Source organism: Psychrobacter sp. NC44, assembly GCF_904846655.1.
Classification (GTDB): Bacteria; Pseudomonadota; Gammaproteobacteria; order Pseudomonadales; family Moraxellaceae; genus Psychrobacter.
On record NZ_CAJHBN010000006.1, the window covers coordinates 34523 to 52493 of the forward strand.

Genomic DNA, 17971 nt, shown 5'->3' on the forward strand with positions numbered 1-17971 from the left:
AATAAAAACTTCTATTTCCATAACAAGCGTATTTATTAAGGATTATTCATGAGTAAGCTGCAAGCACCCTTTACCCCGCTTAATATCGCCATCTTAACGGTTTCTGATAGTCGTACTCTTGCAGAAGATACCTCAGGGCAGTATTTGGTTGACCAACTGACCACAGCAGGTCATCAGCTGGCTGATCGTCAGCTGATTATTGATGATATTTATAAAATCAGAGCCGTCATCAGCGGTTGGATTGCCGACCCAGATGTGCACGCTATTATCACCACTGGCGGTACTGGCTTTTATATTAGAGACAGCATGCCAGAGGCGGTTGGCGTATTGTTTGATAAATCGGTCGATGGTTTTGGTGAGATGTTCCGCTTAATCTCAAAAGACGATATCGGCATGTCTACCATCCAATCTCGCGCTGTGGCTGGCATGGCAAATGGCACGGGCATTTTTTGCTTACCCGGCTCATCAGGCGCTTGCCGCACTGCGTGGGAAGGTATCTTACAAGAGCAGCTCGACAGCCGCACGCGTCCTTGTAACTTTGTGCCGCACTTTATGCGCACCAATCCAGGTCATGATTGATTCATGCTTGAGGTGGCGGATAGCTTAATCCAAACAGATGAATACAATCATTTAGCAGGTATCGTTATCTTGGCAGGTGGCGCCTCCAAACGTATGGGAACGCCAAAAGCTGAGCTTATCTTGCCAACAGGTGAGCGTTTGCTTGATTATCATGTTAGGCAGGCGCTTGAATTAAGTGCCGCGATGATGAGCAATCTACCTATCATGATTGCGGATAATGGGCTTAACTTTACAGTCAATCACGATTTGATCGAAAAAAACCCGCAGTCGCCAATTTTTCATATTGCTGACTATCTTTCGGTTAATAATATTTCGGTTAACAATATCTCTAGCAATGAACTTTCTAGTAGTCATAATAAACCGATTGAAACCGGCGGCGCGTTGGTAGCGATTGAAGCAGCACTGCAGTCATTGAAGATATTAGCAAATGCGCCTGAACTAACCGAAATGCCAGACATACAATCCTCTTGGCTGCTGGTTATTAGCTGTGATAGCTTGATTCCTGTCACCGATTTATGGCAAAAACTGCAACCTTATATGACGAAAAATCCTGACAAAACTGTTATTTGCCTGACCGATGACAGTCATTTATATCCATTGTTAGGTCTATACCGCTTGGATATGGAGCCTGATTTGAAGCATTATATTGACGATGAGCAGCGGCAAGTGATGAAGTTTATTAAACCGCTTGTGCAGCCCGTCCCTTTCGCAAGAGATTGGCAGTATTTGACCAATTTTAATACGCCTAAAGATTTTGAGCATGCCTGTTTAGCTTTAAACGACTTATAAAAAGGTTTATTGAGAGAAGCTGACCATCTGATAAAAACGGACCATTTAAGAGAAATGAAAAATGAATAGCGACCAAGTAAACAACAATAAAAAAAACAATCAATCTGGCTTATCCCATTTAGATAGCGACGGTGATATCACCATGGTTGATGTGAGTGGCAAAACGGCTAGCACCAGAGAAGCACATGCAAGCGGACAAGTGGTTTTTCCTGCAGACATTTATACGCAAATCAAAGCCGCTGACGGTATGACCAAAAAAGGCAGCATCACTCAGACTGCTCATATCGCTGGCATTATGGCTGCCAAACGCACCCATGACCTGATTCCACTTTGCCATCCTCTGCCCTTAGATAAAATCAGCTTAAGCTTTGAATATAACGATGCCCAAAACAGTATCACTGTGACCGCTACCGTCAAAGTCACCCATAAAACTGGGGTAGAAATGGAAGCATTAACCGCTGTCAGTGTCGCTTGCTTGACCATTTATGACATGACCAAAGCCATCTCGCATGACATTGTGATTGATAATATCCATCTCATGAAAAAAACCGGCGGTAAATCCAACTATCAACATGCCTGAAAGTAATTTGAAAACTATAAAGTTAAGCAGTTCATAAATAAGGGAGATTGCTATGAGCACTTTAATAGAAAGCAATACAAATTCTAAGTTAGACACCACGATGAATATCAATATTTTATACTTTGCCAGCTTAGCTGATGAAGCCGATTGTCATGAAGAAAAAATCACGGTGCCACAGTCAACTTCATTGACCGAACTGTACGAACAACTACGCCAAAAACATCGCTTCAGTCGTCCGCAGTCGGAGCTACGCGTGGCAGTAAACGACTATTTTGCCAAATGGACAGATGAGATTTATGAGGGTGATAGTGTGGTTTTTATCACGCCAGTGGCTGGTGGTTAAAACCATTTAACTATCATCTGTATCACTAAGAATCTTAAAAACAATAAGAGAAAATAGTTATGACAGACAATGTACACGGTCAATCGATGAGCATTAAACGTACCATTGATGAGGCATACCTCATCGCTGAACGTGATGGTTTTGCGCTGTTAGATACCGATATTGATGAAAGTCGGCTTAAAAGCACCCTTGATAATGACAGTTGCGGTGCGTTTGTCTGCTTTGAAGGACGGGTACGCAATCACAATAATGCCAGTAGCGTCAATCGTTTGACCTATTATGGCTACGAAGATCTTGCCATCAATCAAGGTCGCGTCATTATCGAAGAGGCCAAAAAGCGCTTTGAGATTACCCATGCCATTGCCATCCATCGTATCGGTGCATTAGAGATTGGTGATGTCGCTATTTGGGTTGGCGTGGTTTCCGCCCATCGCTATCCTGCCTTTGATGCTTGTCGCTGGATATTAGATACTATTAAAGCCGACATTCCAGTTTGGAAGCAAGAATATTACCAAGATGATTCCTCTAAGTGGCTTAGTAATAATGGGTAATAATGCGCTTCAAATGAATACTCAAAGCGATAGCTCTTTAGCAATAACAGTGAGCGATAATGGCGAGCAATAATAAGAAGGTTTTATAATAATGATTAAAATGATAACAATATCATCAGCTTGCTTAGTGTTAACGCTCACCGCTTGTAGCAAAGAGCAAACCACTCAGCCTATTCAAGCGGACACCGACAACACTACTAAGCAAAGTCGAACACTGCGCATCGCAGCGGCTGCTAACTTATCAGATGTATTGCCTGAGATTATTGCGGGTTATAAAATGGATAAGAATTTGCCTGCACAAGCGATTGACGTGACTTATGCCTCTTCAGGTAAGTTATATGCGCAGATTACCTCTGGCGCACCCTACGATATATTTTTATCCGCCAATCAAGAATTCCCTGCCAAACTTGCCAAAGAAAAACTAGATAACGCAAAATCTGCTGACGAAGCAACCCACGAGCCCTTTACTTATACCCAAGGTCAGCTGGCACTTTATAGTGTTAACAAATCCCTTAAAGGACTCAATACGACTACTTTAAATGCATTATTGATGTCTGAATCTGATAGCAAAATCACCATTGCCAATCCAGAACTCGCTCCTTATGGCAAGTCGGCACAAGCCTATCTACAAACGCAAAATATCTTTGACACGCTCACTGAGCAAAGTCGCATTATTCAAGCTGAAAATATCGGGCAAGCGTTTCAATATGCGCACACTGGTAATGTCGATTATGGCTTTGTCGCTCAATCACAACTGACAGCGATTAAAGCCACGCCTGAGCAGTTCTATACGTTAGCGTCAGACGCTTATCCCCCTATTTTGCAAGACGGGTTGGTGATTAGTGATACTACTGCCGCGACCGATTTTTCAAACTATCTGCGCTCGCCTGCTGGACAACAGTATTTTTCTGACGCAGGATATCTCGCTATAGAGTAAGACAACTTTGATAAAAAACGTGCTCTAGCGGTTCTCATCGCAGCGTTTGATACTGTCTGGACTGGCATCATAAATAGCCTCTAATTCTTCTGTTGTCAGATAGCGCTCAACGATAGGAAATAATTCTCGTTCTTCAAAACGAATATGATCGTATAGCAAGGTGGCGAGTTTTTTGACTTGTCCAACGGTGACGTGATTGCTTTGAGATTGTGGCAAATCTTGAACCTCTGCCATGAGTGCATGCAGGGACTTGTGCTGCGCATCAAGTGTATTTAGTACCGATGCCACCTCAGGTTTGGAGCTGCTATGAGGCTGTAAGGCATGAGCCATTAGATTGTCTTCAATCTGAAAATGCTGTTGCATCTCGTTAATATAAGACGTGATATTTAGCCAATGCTCGGCAATTGCGTTAGGTTCATCAGCACACTCTTTAGCATGGCGAGATAGATTCAGACCTAGATGATGTTGACGAGATAATGGTTGTAATTGTGCGGCGCGTTTCATGATTAAGTACCTCAGTTAATCGACATAAAGCCCTATGTCAGTGGCATTTAAGGATTGTTATCTATGCTTAACTATATACTCATACTACACTTGTTAGGCGCTACTGTCTGGACAGGTGGTCATCTGATTTTGACCTTGGTGGTATTACCAAAAGCACTATCATCCCGAAATATTGATGGTCTGATGCAGTTTGAGCAGCTGTTTGAAAGGGTTGGGATGCCAGCTTTGATGCTGCAAATAATCACTGGACTTTGGATGGCCTACCAGCTATTACCCAACATTGCTGCATGGTTTAAACTTGATAATGATTTTAGTATTCTTATTAGTCTTAAATTACTATTATTGCTAATGACTGTTCTGGTTGCCCTGCACGCTCGTTTTTATCGAATACCCAGATTGTCTATTCACACCCTGAAAGGATTTTCAATCAATATCATATTAGTCACTTTGTTTTCTGTCGCCTTTGTTGTCGTTGGCACGCTCTTTCGCACAGGTTTAAATTAGGACGTGTCATCGTTTAGGTTATTAGGGTCTGTTGAACATTCGACCACGGCACTGACAGTGACTATTTTTTAGTCGATTTTAGATTAAAAATATCTAGTTTAGTCGTTCTAAGCGGATGTTTTTAATGACGAAGCGGCAAAAAAGAGTCCTGTCTCTTTGAGCTGATGTTAAAATCGCTTCATACTGTGTTACAAGTCTAGCTAAGGCACGAGCATTATCTTCAATTTGCGCCTTGTCTGAAACGATTTGATCAATCAGCAGTGCCTATTTGTGAATGTTCAACAGACCCTAATATGCCCTAATATATTATTGAATTTAACCACCTTAACATCTTCTTAACAGCGTACTTGTTACTGTAAGGCATTACACTCCTTACCATCCTGTTGAGAAGTACTTGTATGTCAATATCTCAAGCCGCCAAAATCGATGCGCCCAAAGCTAATAAAAAAATCCGCTTCCTAAGCAAACTCTATGATCGTGAGATCAATCTCAATCATCTGATCATAGTTGTTGCTCTGTACTTAGTAGCGACGGCGAATATTGGCTTTTTTGAGCAAGTACTCAGCGTTTATCCATTGAGCACAAACACGGGCTTTATTTTTTCCATCATAGGCTTATTATTTGGGCTGATATGGTTGGTGTTATCACTGCTGTGTCATCGCTCAACGGCAAAAGTAGTGCTTATCGTAATGGTGCTGATTGCAGCTATCTGTGGTTACTTTACCGACGCCTACGGGACGATATTTAATCGTGATATGCTCATTAACGGCTTACAAACCGATCAAGCAGAAGCCATGGGATTAATGGCACCCAGTCTATTTATTCGCCTGTTTCTATTAGGTATAGTGCCTGCTTTCATGATTGGTAACATTCGTCTAAAGCGATTGTCTTGGCAACAAGCAACCCTTCAAAAATCAGTCACCCTATTATTACCTATCGTATTGATAGCGGTGTGTCTGGTGCCATTTGGTGACCAATACGCCAGCTTTTTTCGCCAGCACAAAATAGTCCGTAGTTATGTCAATCCTATTACTCCTGTTTACTCTGTTATCAAACTGGGTACTGATTATATCGCTGAGCGCCGTCGTCCCGATACACTAATCCCTCATGCCACAGATGCAAAACGCAGCATTTCTTTTAACACTAGCAACAGCGCTGTAAAACCTAAGTTGATGGTATTTGTAGTAGGAGAAACCGTCCGCGCTGACCATATTGGCTTAAACGGTTATGAGCGCAACACCACGCCTTTGCTTTCAAAACAATCAGACATCTATAGTTTTAAAGACGCCTCGTCATGCGGCACATCCACCGCCTATTCAGTACCCTGCATGTTTAGCTACGCCAATAGAAAAACTTATGATCCTGATAGCGCCAACTATAATGAAAACGTGCTTGATACGCTACATAAACAAGGCGTCAATGTCATTTGGCGAGACAATAACTCTAGCGCCAAAGGGGTGGCTGACCGCGTAACTTTTGAGGATTATAAAACAGCCGCGCTCAATCCAGATTGTGATATTGAGTGTCGAGACATAGGCATGCTTAATGATTTTGATAAACTGGTTAAGTCAGGCAGCTCACAGAAAGAGACACCTAAAGACACACTTATTTTGCTGCATCAAATGGGCAATCATGGACCGGCCTATTTTAAGCGTTACCCTAAAGATTTTGCAGAATATCAGCCCGTCTGTATGACCAATGAGCTATCAAAATGCGACAACCAATCGGTTATCAATGGTTATGACAATGCCATTCGTTATACAGATTATTTTTTAAATAGCGTGATCGATACCTTAAAACCCTATGAGCAAGATTATGAGGTGATGATGGTATATATTAGTGATCATGGAGAAAGTTTGGGCGAAAACAATATTTACTTGCATGGTCTGCCATATGCTATTGCGCCAAATGCACAAAAGCACGTGCCAGTGATTATTTGGTCACCGACTGGGAACGGCATTGATAGCAGCACTATTGCTAACAGTAGCCTAGCTAACATGATTGATCAGCCCGTATCACATGATTTTATTACGCCAACCTTGCTTCAGTTCTTTGGTATCACCACTGACGAAACCAAAGCAGCACCCACCTTTTTTAAAGTGGATAATTGAATTCTTTATCATCGCTCCGCCTTTTTAGGTAATAATACTCATGTACAAGATACTCATCATTGAAGACAATCCCGATATCGTCGCCAATATTTATGCTTTTTTTGAGCCGAAAGGCTTTGAGCTAGACAATGCCCATAATGGCATTAGTGGCTTAGCGCTCGCATCGAATAATCGATATGACGTCATCTTGTTAGATGTCATGCTGCCGGGCATGGATGGCACTAAACTGTGCAAAAAGCTCAGGGAAGAGCTGCATGACAAAACGCCAGTATTGATGCTGACCGCTCGCGATACGATTTTAGATAAAGTGGCAGGATTCGATAGTGGCGCTGACGATTATCTGGTTAAGCCTTTCTCATTGGTGGAATTAGAATCTCGTATTAAGGCTCTCATACGCCGGCATAAAGATGATCATTTTGAGCATGGTTTAACCGTTGGCACATTGTCTTTAAACCATAGTGAGCATACGATTACACGTGAAGGCAAGTCGCTAAAACTCACACCAACAGGCTTCAAAATACTACATACCTTGATGAGTGCGGCGCCGCGCGTGGTTAGCAAAACCGAGCTGGAAGAAAAAGTATGGGGCGAAGACATACCAAGCAGTGATGCACTGCGCACTCACATGCATGGGGTCCGTGCGCAGGTAGATAAGCCGTTCGATAAAATCATGATAGTCACGTTGCCCGGTGTCGGTTACCAGATTATCGATCCAGATAAAGCCTAAAAAACCATCGTCTGATGTCCTTATTTGACTCTCAACGTCTTTCATATCGTCTTTCACAACGAAGTAAATACCATGTTCAATATCGACTCCATCGCCAATAAGTTTCGACTCTCCTACTTGTTATTTGCCCTATTACTGTGTGCCACTTTTGTCAGTATTTTCATGTATGCCGAAGTCAGAATGGAGCAACAGCTGGTCAAAGCTCGCTTATTGCAACAGTTAGAGCTTAGCCAAGAAAAAGAAGGCGATCAGCCTATTTATACCGCTGAACCGGGTATTAAAATTTATCGCTTCGATAACGCACCGAGCAATCTGCAAAAACTGGCCACCCAAACCGTACAAGAGATGCCCGTCACTGTCACCACTAAAAATGGTCAATCGACAACAGAGTTACATTTTTTTAATTATAAAAAAGACAAAGAAAACTACATTTTAACCTATTTAGAAAACACTGAAATGGTGATGGGGAATTACCCTGTTTTGGCCATATTTGAGCATTTAGAAGACATATTTGCCAACGCCCTAAAAATAGCGGTCATTTTGAGCTTATTGATTGCAGCGATATTTTCATCGCTGTCCTCCAAGCAAATCATTAAGCCTTTATTAGACTTAAAGCAAGCCGTAGAAACAGATCATCGCAACTTGACGGAATTGACGCATCTGCCCTCCGAGGTTGGCGTGTTAGCACGCGCAATCGATGAAAAAAACCACAAACTTGAGCAGTACCTCAAACGCGAGCAGCTATTTACTGGTGATGTCAGTCACGAGCTGCGTACGCCTTTGACGATTATCATGGGGGCATCAGAAGTATTGTCCTCACAACTAGAAAACGACCCTCACTTGAGCGCATTTGCCACTCGTATCAGTACGACCGCCAAAGAAACCTCGGAGATTATCAGCGCCTTATTATTGCTGTCTCGTGCGCCTGAAAAACTGGATGCACCGCCAACGTCTATCAATGACATCGCGTTAAATGAAGTACAGCGCTTAAATTACTTGCTTCGCCATAAGTCAGTCATTTGTAAAATAGTCGCAGAACAACTGTATGTCGCACACGTACGACCTGAACTGCTAAAAATGGCACTGGGTAATTTGATAAAAAATGCGTTTCAGTACACCGATGAGGGTGAGGTCATCATCACTATCGATGCTGAAAAAATCACCGTCACTGATACTGGTCTAGGTATTCCTGAGGTGATGATGCCGCTGCTATATGAGAGATTTGAGCGTCTAGAGCAGCAGTATAAAGACATCTCATTGGATACAGAATCGTCATCGGCAGCTGACGCCCATTATTCAGTAGAAGGCACAGGCTTGGGGCTCAGTATTGTACAGCGTATCATGACACATATGGGCTGGCAGCTTACCCATCAAGTCAATCCGTTAGGTGGCAGCACCTTTATCATCAATTATCATTAGAGAAGATCTCTATTTTAAAAAAGCTTAACGTTTTCTTAATGCCTGCCCGCTTATACTTAATATCTGCTGATTTATTTCGTCCATTTATTTTTTCCACGATTAAATGATTAACATTTATCGCATACCTTGATATTAATAGACTGTGAAGCATTTGACATGAATAAAGCAAATCCTATTAATCTTGAAGACCAGTCTGCCAGTCGTGGGGTTTTAAGCCCAATAACAGGCAAAAAACAACTGCTACCTCATAGCTATGCTAGTGACGCCAAGGGTAAAACAGGATTTTACCGTATTATAAAAGCCGCTGGTTACTCTCTGGATGGCTTCAAAGCAGCTTACAAATTTGAGGCGGCTTTTCGACAAGTATTTTGGCTCAATCTCATATTATTCATGGCGATTATATTGTGCCCTTTCACTGTCAGCGTCAAAATGCTGCTGGTCGTCGCTTCTTTCTTATCGTTAATTGTCGAACTCATTAATACTGGAATCGAAGCCAGTGTCGATCACACATCGACCGCCAAGCATCCACTGGCAAAGATAGCCAAAGATGTCGGCTCTGCGGCGCAATTTTTGGCATTACTGCTGTTATTTATCTTGTGGATGATGGCATTATTGAGTGTTGTATTTTGAAAACATATTCAGCCAATGGAGTCTGGCTTAAACTCCTATGCTTGACCATCATAGCGACACTGCTGTTTGAGCACAGCCAATTAGACATTCATATTAGTGAGCTTTTTTACACTAATGGACACTGGCTACTAGAAAAAGGCACACAACCTTTTGCCTTTATTTTTTATGACTTGCCTAAATTGCTACTCATCTTGCTTAGCATTTATCTCATAGCCGTTCTAATTCTGAGACATAAACAGGATTCAGACATCAATCTGGTAATAAAAAATGCTAAGTACGATAAACTGCTCACGCCGTTATCCACGCGTGAAATAGGTTATCTACTGCTTGTTTTAATTGCCGTTCCCAGTATGATTGCGCTACTCAAAGGTGTCACTCATGTCAGTTGCCCCAATCATTTAATACTGTTTGGTGGCAACCTGCCTTATCTAAATATTTGGCAAAATATAGTCGCTAACACGCCTGCCAAGTGCTTCCCAGCGGCTCATGCCAGTGCCGGATTTTCTCTATATGGCTTGGCATTTTTACCCACTCTACATCAGTATCGCTATAGAATATTTGAAATAGTCACGGTTGTAGGATGGACGATGGGACTGTATAAGATGCTGTTTGGTGATCACTTTTTTAGTCATACATTAGTATCGATGCTTCTGTCATTGACCATAACCTGCGCACTTGCAACGCTATTTTTTAAATATCCAGTAGCGAATAAAGCCAACAGTATCAATGCTAATGGCAAAAAACCTGATGCGGCAAGCTTTCAAAAATCGTCGAAAACCCAATCTTAACTGTTGAATAATAGCCAAATTAAGAATGATAGTCTTATAAAAATAAAGCTACTCAGTATTTGATAAATAATGTATAAATAGTTATTGCTGACTGACTTAACATTGAGTAACAGCATGGATTGCGCTCATCGACGACGTTCTTTATTTATCAATAGCCCGCAAAGAAATGTAGCTATGAGCATCCTATCTTTTATTCTAAAAAAATCACATATCTACCCTTTACTGACATTGACACTGCCATTATTAATAATAAGCGCTGCACATAGCAGCCATGCCGCCAGTTATACCATCAATCCTGCTGGCACCCATGTGCGCTTTGCCATTGAACGCTTCCAATCCCCTGCCACTGCGGGCGGCTTTTATAATGTCCAAGGTCAACTGCAATATGACTCAAGTCTAAAAACTGGCAATATCTCCTTAGTCATTCCGATCAGCTCTCTAAATACAAGGAATAAAGCATTTAACCAGACTTTGATAGGCCCTAGCTTCTTTGATATGCAGCGCTTTCCATTGGCACGTTTTGATTCTAACAAATGGTATTTTAGCCAAGACAAATCACGCCCAATGGTCACAAAAGTAGACGGTCATCTAACGCTGCATGGTGAAACCCACCCTATTAGCTTAACAGCGACTAAGTTTGACTGTTATCTACACCCTACGCTCAAAAAAGATATTTGTGGTGGGGATTTTACGGCGATGATTGATCGCACCAAATGGAATATCGATAAATATGCGTGGTTTGGCGTCACTAAAAACCTTCATTTAAACATTCAGGTCGAGGCAACCAAACAGTAGCAGTCCTTATCAGCGTTAATTTTATGATATTAATTTTTATAGCACTGCTTTTTTAGAGCCTATCCTCATTTTAAAAATGGGCTAAAAATAGCTAAACGTGCTGAGGCGGTACGGAATACGTGCCAACTACGTGAGCCACCATATCACGAGAGCCTTCAGAATAAAGCGCAACCTCGCCAACGATTAGCGTGCGACCTACTTTTATCAACGTACACTCAGCGATAATACGTGCTTCTGCTGAGGGTTTGCGCAGGAAGTTAATGGTCAAACTCGTCGTCACCGTTAATGGCACAATACCTATTTTACCAAGTATCGCCACATAGAGAGCCACATCAGCGATGCTCATCAATACTGGTCCAGAGACCGTACCACCGGGACGCAATTCATTGATACCAATATCGTGTGATAAGGTTGAGCGATTGTCACCGACTGCCTCGATGACACATTTGGTTTGTGGAAATTCCAACGCCATAAAGGTGACAACTTCTTCTTTGGTTGCAGACATATCCCTTCCTTGGATTTTATTATCTTTAATCAATGCACCACTGGCGTACCTTCTGTACTAAATGCAAAGCCTTTATTGCTAAAATTACCGATCATCACCGCCTCAATGACGGGCTTGACCGTCTCGTCTATCCCTTCGACTTCGATGATAAAGTTGGCGCCCGATCCGCCTTTATCCTCTTCTTTTTCGACGATATAATTGAGCGTGGCCATTGCTGGAAGCTCAATCGGTTTGTTTAAATAGGATTTTATAAAGGTTCCATCAGTGCCATAGTAGTCAATTTTATTGATATACAGTGATTTTTTTAGCGTGGTATTGCGTACACTCAAAGTCGCTGATAGCAAGACTTTACGATTGTCTCTATCGGTATAAATGTCAGAATAAATGGGCACATAAAAGGTTTGTTTATAGGCAAACTGGCTACGATCAACCGCTGTTGTCATCTCCAGCTCTTGAATGGGGTCTTGATGTTTTTCTGAATATAACACGTTCGGGTCTTGCGGCGTCTGATCACAGCCTGACAACAATGCCATCGTCGCAAGCAACAAGATGGATATAGTGCGCTTACTCATAAGTTTCCCCTTTGCCTTTTCATGTCACGGCTGTTGCAAATGTTTATTTGATTTTTACACCGACACTACGCAGAAACTCATTGATATGCTTGTTAGCACCGTAGATGACCAATACGTCTTTATCTTGCAATACTTGCTCAGGCGCAGCCAAACCTTTAATACTAGGCTTACTTTGCGTACGACCAAAGCTGTCTTCATAATACTCATAGCGCAGGGTACTAAGCAATCGAATATTAAACTTTTGCTCCAATTGCAAGTCATCAACGGTCTGACCAATCAACGACTTGGGAATGCTAATCTCTACCATACTGAAATGATCACTCAGCTCAAACGAGTCGACGAAATAACGTAGTGACAGCCGTTTAGCCCAGCGATTGGCCGCCTCTTTTTCAGGGTGAATAAGGTCGTCCACACCGATAGCTTGCAACACTTTTTCGTGCAGTGGATTAATACTACGGCTGATCAAACGTTTTGCTTTTAGGGTTTTAAATAATGCAGTCGCCATGACGTTTGCGCCTTGGTCTTCACCGATTGCGACAATAACGATATCGGTGTCGACAATCGGTAAACCATTGACGGTATATTCATCCGTGGCATCCATACAGATGGTATGAGAGATGACTTCCTTATACGCCTCAACCTTTTGCATGCTGCTGTCAATGGCAATCACTTCGTGCCCCTGACGGGTCAACGCCATGCCTAGCGATGAGCCAAAGTTCCCTAACCCTACGATGATATATTTCATAACCTTATTAACCTTTTTCAGTATTTTTTAATGATGAAATGGCTTATTTACGACCATTTAATTGATCGTGATTTCTTCAGTTGGATAGCGATAATTGCGCTGGCGTCTATTTTTAAGTAGGGCAATAAAGATGGTCAACATGCTGACGCGCCCAACAAACATAATGACAGATACCACCATTTTGCTAAAATCTGATAACTCTGTCGTCAAATTCAGACTTAATCCCACCGTGCTGTGAGCTGAAAAACACTCAAAAACCACCTTGATTAAATCAAGCTCTGGTTGATCATAGCTGATGAGCGTCACCCCCATACCGATGACCAATAAAGACAGCCACATAATAGAAAATGCACGGCGAATTGAGATGTCAGCAATCTGCCGCTTAAAGACCTCAACATTGGTCTGACCACGTGCCAAACTCAAAGTATTTAACAGTGCAATCGCAAACGTACTGGTTTTGATACCACCGCCCGTCGAGTTTGGCGAGGCACCAATCCACATCAAAAATATCGTCAACATAATCGTGGGAAACGCGAGTTCACCCATGTTGATGGTATTAAATCCTGCGGTTCGCGGCGTGGCAGCAGTAAACAGCCCTGTGACAAGCTTACCGAAAAAACTGCGATGGTCTGCCAGCACATTATTATATTCAAATATCATCACACCGATGAGACCTACCAGCAATAAAGCGCCCGTCGTAATCAAGGTTATGCGGCTATTAATATTGAGCAACCATGGTCGATAAATATAACGCTGATCATGGCGATATATCAGGCGCTCGGCACGATCACGCAAATAACGCAGCACATTGACCACAATGACAAAACCCATGCCGCCAAAGATAAAGGTCGTGGCGATAATCAGTTGTAATGGGTAATTAAAACGTAGCGCGTCATCATACATGCCAGCGCTAAATGTAGAAAATCCAGCATTACAGAACGCAGAAATCGCATGGAAAACAGAGAAGAATAACTGCTCAGACCAATCCATATCTGGTATGTCATAAATGCTAATATAAATGAGTGCCGCAGCCACTGCCTCAACGGCAAATGTCACATATAAGATGGATTTGAGGGTCGATACCACATCACCCATGCCGCGCATGTAAGACATCTCACTGATGCTCGCCTGCGTCTCATAACTGACCCCGCCCTTAAAGAAATAACTAAAATACGTCACAAAAGTCAAAATACCCAAGCCGCCGATCTGTATCAGCCCCATGATAATGACTTGCCCAAAAGTTGTGAAATAAGTCGCCGTATCTACCACGATGAGACCAGTCACACAGACGGCACTGGTCGCGGTAAAGAGCGCATCAATGAAAGACAGCGGCTGCGTCGTTGCATTGGGCATCATCAGTAGCAATGCACCGACCAATACCAATGACAGGAAGCTTAAGATAAAAAACTGTGCAGGGTTTAGAAAGGTACGATTAAGATTAAAATCATGGTCAGATATTTCACGAATAAAGGTCACAAAGACGGCAATTTTGATGGCAACGAAGCCATCAACAGCGACCGACATCCCAGAGCGCACCAAATCAGTGAAATGCGCTACCAGTAAAATGACAATCGCGATACTGGTCAGTAAGTCAAAGACCGCGACTTTATTTAGAGTCAGCGGCTTTTTGCTATAGAAGTAACGCCCTGCCGTTACAACAAAGCCTAAAAAAATAATCGCCAGATAAAAAATATGGAAAACCTGTTGTAACCACATCGGCAGCGTGAAACCACTGTCTAATAAAGCAATGGCTACGCCGATAATACTAATGACAATAGTGACATTATTTAACAATCGATAACGCTTGGCTGCATGCATCGCCCTAATCCATGATAGGAATAACCACGATATTTATACTCCTTTTTTGTGTTACTCACAAAAACTGATTTCAGATAATCGTAACCAATTATGATGCTCTGTTGAACACTCATACCTAGCCATGCTGATTGCTAAAATGGCTGTAAATAAATTATAGATTGGCAGTAACGGTAATATTTACGTTCTAACGAGGTTTTGTGAGGTTGGATTAGATAAAAAATGATCACTGTGAGGGTTGCATAGTGGCATTTCTACATAGTGACATTTTTCCATGGCTACACTTTTGGATAGTTGCAGTGCAAACATATGCTCTAGTAGGGTCATTAGTCTATAGGTTAGCGTATTTATGAGCGCTATATTCTGACGGTCATCTTTACGTAGTTTCTGTCGGTGTGGTCGCCATTCTCACCCCGCCCCATGTCACCAAACCAACGCCCAGTGCGATCAATGAAGCACCCAAAAACAGCCCTTCTGGCGGCATCTCACCCTGCAAAAAAATAGCCACTGGCACACCGACAACTGCGCCGACCGAGCCTAATAAACTTAATAAAACAGGACCGCCGGTTTTTTGTAGTAAAAACAACAATAAGAATTGACCTGCAAATACGGCGGCTTGTATGCCAATCAAACCTAGCTGCACCCAGTCTAGTGGCATATTAACTGAAAAATTAGGCAATACACTAAATGACAGCAGCAACAGCGACGCCGCGATTAGCATACCTGGCGCGAGTGCGCTAGGTGATGCCTTATCAGGCCAGCGTAGGGTACGATATATATTACCAATAGCCAGTAATACTGGCCCGCAAAGCGCGATCAAAATCCAAAAAGTACTGGCGTCTGGCGTCGAAAACTTACGCGCTGCCAATACTCCTGCACCAAGAAGCGCCGCGGCCACACCCAAAGCGCGGACGATATTAAACTGCTCCATCCGCAGTGCCAATACACCAAGATAAGTCAGCAATGGTGGAAGCGAGATAATGAGCGCAACGAAACCTGCACCCACATGTGGGATAGCCGAAAACAGTAGTAAATTAGAACCCGCAACACTGATGAGCGCCGCCACAAAATAGTATTCAAAACTACGCGCATTTAAGGGAGGTAATTCGTGGCGTATTAATGCAACGATCAATAAAATAGCAGCAGCGCCCGTGATGGACCAAAAGAGAAATGCCAGTGGTGTAACACCTATCTCACCAGCATATTTTGCCAAATTGGTAGAAATACCAATCAGACCTCCTCCGCCTAACAAGCAAGCAAAAGGGATGAACCATGTGCTGGTGTTGCGAGAAGCTTGCTGTTCTAAAGACTCACTCATCAACTATCCCATTGGATGGTAACGCTGATGACGATAGCTCATCAGACAAACCTAAACCTAAACCTTGTACTGCCTTATGTGCTGCGTCGATAGCACCAGCAATATAACCAGGAAACGCGTCTGACCATTCACTAGCGCTGCCCGTTAGGCATTCTTGCCATACCCCTGTATTCGGCTTAGCGTTCGGTGCGACAGCATGTTGACCTGAGCCACTGGCATCAGCAGGCGTCGCGGTCAATGAATCTTGCGCCCAGTCTTTCAGATACTCAGCCGTTGGCGTCTCTGCCTGTGCACCAAATAAACGTACCAACTGCGCTCGGCAATGGGCTTTTAGCTCCATCTCTGAGACGCTTTGGCGTATGTGAGCAGGAACGCCAAAGAAGCCAAATAATGCACCATTGCCCTCTACCAAGGACGCATCATGAATCTCAGTAAGTGGCCCTACTGCACTTCGCGCTGAACCCGATAGTCCTTGATTGCGCCAAAATGGCGACTCATAAACCGCCACATATTTGGCATGTGGCGCCATCCATGTCGCGGTCTCTTGCAACTCTGCCACCAAATCCTGCGGTAAAGTCGGTTCAAACTTGATGTTACTCGCCGCCAAACGAGGCGGTAGCGCAAGGAGCACATGCTGCGCGTGATAAGTAGTTATTTGATCAGCTGTCATCTGTTCAGCGCTGCTCTCGCTCTCTATGCTGATACAGCGCTCAGTCTTGATCACACGCTTTACGATTTGCCCCGTGATAATGCGCGTAGGATTTAAACGCGCATACAGAGCGTCAGTCAAGGATGCCATACCACCGACGAGGCGCATAGACGGTGGCGAGCTTTGATAGCCTTGGGTACGAACAGGCAGCTCATTGGCGGCACGTTCCACCATCATGTCGCCATCCTCGAACTGCGCAAAACGTGGTAAATTCAACGTTTCAATAAGACTGCTCAACTGCGGCTGATAATCCGGCCAAAACCACGATGGCCCTAAGTCGAAGCCATCGTTTGATTTTTTATTCTCGACACTGTGACTACTAGCATGCTGATCTACTGATGATTTCGCAACAGCGATGCGCCCACCCAATCTATCACGCGCCTCAAGCAATATATAATCAATACCTCGTTGCTCTAATAAAAATGCTGCATATAAGCCACTCAAGCCACCACCGATAATTGCAATAGGTAGGTTTTGCATAACAAATCATTCCTGCTTAGTTGAAGCTATTCAGTATTGAGATTATTCAGCCAACAACTTGGTAAGCAGCTCGTCTATCTCAACCTTAAACTCTTTATCTTCAATCTTATTAGCCGTAATTTTAGCATTCTGTAGATTTAGAATAGCCGCATCCTTTTCACCCATTTCGATCTGTAGAACCGCCATAGAAAAGGCAATCGATGACATGTGGTCTTTTGAATTGATCGCAGTCGCTTTGGCTAAGGCCTTATCATAAATAACTAAGGCTTCATCCAAATCTTCTGTAAAGTCAGCCAATGTTTCCCACTGTTCTGGATGGTCTTTATCGGTGTTTTCATTATCGTTACAAATGGCTTCTAATTCAGCGTAAAACCCATCAAATGCTGCTTGATTGCCTATACGATCAGCTTCCAATAACTCTTCAGCTAAGGTATAGATTGCTTTATAAATTTTGGTATTAATCATTGCTCATAACCTTTTATGAATTAGGATCTATGGTACTTGTTTTTCAGCCAAGAGTACTTGGCGAATATTACTTGGTAAACAGTGCTTAGCTGGGATTATAACGCA

The 17971-nt window shown here is 42.9% G+C and carries 21 protein-coding genes; 13 read left to right on the forward strand and 8 right to left on the reverse strand.

The genetic code is table 11. The annotated features are described in order from the left end of the window. Window positions 1-48: 48 nt before the first annotated feature. The 6 genes from moaB (at window position 49) to modA (ending at window position 3779) form a co-directional block, all read left to right on the forward strand. A complete protein-coding gene (gene moaB / locus JMX95_RS06050) occupies window positions 49-579 on the forward strand; it encodes a molybdenum cofactor biosynthesis protein B (protein WP_201560306.1) in 531 nt (176 codons plus the stop codon). 3 nt (window positions 580-582) lie between these two features. Next, window positions 583-1368 carry a molybdenum cofactor guanylyltransferase gene (locus tag JMX95_RS06055; protein WP_201560307.1) on the forward strand — a complete coding sequence of 262 codons (786 nt, stop codon included), beginning with the start codon at window positions 583-585 and terminating at the stop codon, window positions 1366-1368. Between the two features lie 61 nt (window positions 1369-1429). After that, entirely contained in the window at window positions 1430-1948 is a 519-nt protein-coding gene (gene moaC, locus JMX95_RS06060) for a cyclic pyranopterin monophosphate synthase MoaC (RefSeq protein WP_201560308.1), read from the forward strand. Window positions 1949-2000: 52 nt separating this feature from the next. After that, window positions 2001-2291, forward strand: a complete 291-nt coding sequence (locus tag JMX95_RS06065; RefSeq protein WP_201560309.1) for a MoaD/ThiS family protein — start codon at window positions 2001-2003, stop codon at window positions 2289-2291. Between the two features lie 59 nt (window positions 2292-2350). Continuing rightward, complete coding sequence (locus tag JMX95_RS06070; RefSeq protein ID WP_201560310.1) at window positions 2351-2842, forward strand: molybdenum cofactor biosynthesis protein MoaE; 492 nt, start codon at window positions 2351-2353, stop codon at window positions 2840-2842. 100 nt (window positions 2843-2942) lie between these two features. Continuing rightward, window positions 2943-3779 carry a molybdate ABC transporter substrate-binding protein gene (gene modA, locus JMX95_RS06075; RefSeq protein WP_227675989.1) on the forward strand — a complete coding sequence of 279 codons (837 nt, stop codon included), beginning with the start codon at window positions 2943-2945 and terminating at the stop codon, window positions 3777-3779. A 24-nt stretch (window positions 3780-3803) separates the two neighbouring features. Here modA and JMX95_RS06080 read toward each other — a convergent pair whose 3' ends face one another. Then, window positions 3804-4283, reverse strand: a complete 480-nt coding sequence (locus JMX95_RS06080; RefSeq protein ID WP_201560312.1) for a hemerythrin domain-containing protein — start codon at window positions 4281-4283, stop codon at window positions 3804-3806. A gap of 63 nt (window positions 4284-4346) precedes the next feature. Here JMX95_RS06080 and JMX95_RS06085 point away from each other — a divergent pair, with 63 nt between their 5' ends. The 7 genes from JMX95_RS06085 to JMX95_RS06115 all read left to right on the forward strand — a co-directional run bounded on the left by JMX95_RS06085 (window position 4347) and on the right by JMX95_RS06115 (window position 11257). Beyond that, window positions 4347-4787, forward strand: coding sequence for a CopD family protein (locus JMX95_RS06085; protein WP_055125096.1), 441 nt, complete (start codon window positions 4347-4349; stop codon window positions 4785-4787). 398 nt (window positions 4788-5185) lie between these two features. Next, window positions 5186-6898: a phosphoethanolamine transferase gene (locus JMX95_RS06090; protein ID WP_201560313.1), complete on the forward strand. Its 1713-nt coding sequence runs from the start codon at window positions 5186-5188 to the stop codon at window positions 6896-6898. A 40-nt stretch (window positions 6899-6938) separates the two neighbouring features. After that, window positions 6939-7625 (forward strand): response regulator transcription factor, encoded by a 687-nt coding sequence (locus JMX95_RS06095; protein ID WP_055125098.1) that lies wholly within the window; start codon window positions 6939-6941, stop codon window positions 7623-7625. A 72-nt stretch (window positions 7626-7697) separates the two neighbouring features. Beyond that, the gene (locus JMX95_RS06100; RefSeq protein ID WP_201560314.1) at window positions 7698-9044 is read left to right on the forward strand and encodes a sensor histidine kinase; all 1347 of its coding nucleotides are present in this window, start codon (window positions 7698-7700) and stop codon (window positions 9042-9044) included. Window positions 9045-9200: 156 nt separating this feature from the next. Next, window positions 9201-9674 (forward strand): diacylglycerol kinase, encoded by a 474-nt coding sequence (locus JMX95_RS06105; RefSeq protein WP_201560315.1) that lies wholly within the window; start codon window positions 9201-9203, stop codon window positions 9672-9674. Beyond that, window positions 9671-10462: a PAP2 family lipid A phosphatase gene (locus JMX95_RS06110; protein WP_227675990.1), complete on the forward strand. Its 792-nt coding sequence runs from the start codon at window positions 9671-9673 to the stop codon at window positions 10460-10462. The genes JMX95_RS06105 and JMX95_RS06110 overlap by 4 nt, the downstream gene beginning before the upstream one ends. Window positions 10463-10636: 174 nt before the next feature. Next, window positions 10637-11257 (forward strand): YceI family protein, encoded by a 621-nt coding sequence (locus JMX95_RS06115; protein ID WP_201560316.1) that lies wholly within the window; start codon window positions 10637-10639, stop codon window positions 11255-11257. A 91-nt stretch (window positions 11258-11348) separates the two neighbouring features. Here the strand turns inward: JMX95_RS06115 and JMX95_RS06120 are convergent, their stop codons facing one another. The 7 genes from JMX95_RS06120 to JMX95_RS06150 form a co-directional block, all read right to left on the reverse strand. Then, window positions 11349-11762 carry a PaaI family thioesterase gene (locus JMX95_RS06120; RefSeq protein WP_201560317.1) on the reverse strand — a complete coding sequence of 138 codons (414 nt, stop codon included), beginning with the start codon at window positions 11760-11762 and terminating at the stop codon, window positions 11349-11351. Window positions 11763-11791: 29 nt separating this feature from the next. Further along, the gene (locus JMX95_RS06125) at window positions 11792-12334 is read right to left on the reverse strand and encodes a DUF3124 domain-containing protein (protein WP_087814475.1); all 543 of its coding nucleotides are present in this window, start codon (window positions 12332-12334) and stop codon (window positions 11792-11794) included. Between the two features lie 43 nt (window positions 12335-12377). After that, window positions 12378-13079 carry a potassium channel family protein gene (locus JMX95_RS06130; RefSeq protein WP_045447178.1) on the reverse strand — a complete coding sequence of 234 codons (702 nt, stop codon included), beginning with the start codon at window positions 13077-13079 and terminating at the stop codon, window positions 12378-12380. A 57-nt stretch (window positions 13080-13136) separates the two neighbouring features. After that, window positions 13137-14897: a TrkH family potassium uptake protein gene (locus JMX95_RS06135; RefSeq protein WP_201560318.1), complete on the reverse strand. Its 1761-nt coding sequence runs from the start codon at window positions 14895-14897 to the stop codon at window positions 13137-13139. Window positions 14898-15270: 373 nt separating this feature from the next. Further along, on the reverse strand, window positions 15271-16212 hold the full coding sequence (locus JMX95_RS06140) for a DMT family transporter (protein WP_201560319.1): 942 nt from the start codon (window positions 16210-16212) through the stop codon (window positions 15271-15273). Beyond that, window positions 16205-17401 carry a flavin monoamine oxidase family protein gene (locus tag JMX95_RS06145; RefSeq protein WP_201560320.1) on the reverse strand — a complete coding sequence of 399 codons (1197 nt, stop codon included), beginning with the start codon at window positions 17399-17401 and terminating at the stop codon, window positions 16205-16207. The genes JMX95_RS06140 and JMX95_RS06145 overlap by 8 nt, the downstream gene beginning before the upstream one ends. Window positions 17402-17443: 42 nt before the next feature. Next, a complete protein-coding gene (locus JMX95_RS06150; protein ID WP_201560321.1) occupies window positions 17444-17866 on the reverse strand; it encodes a tetratricopeptide repeat protein in 423 nt (140 codons plus the stop codon). Window positions 17867-17971 lie beyond the last annotated feature (105 nt).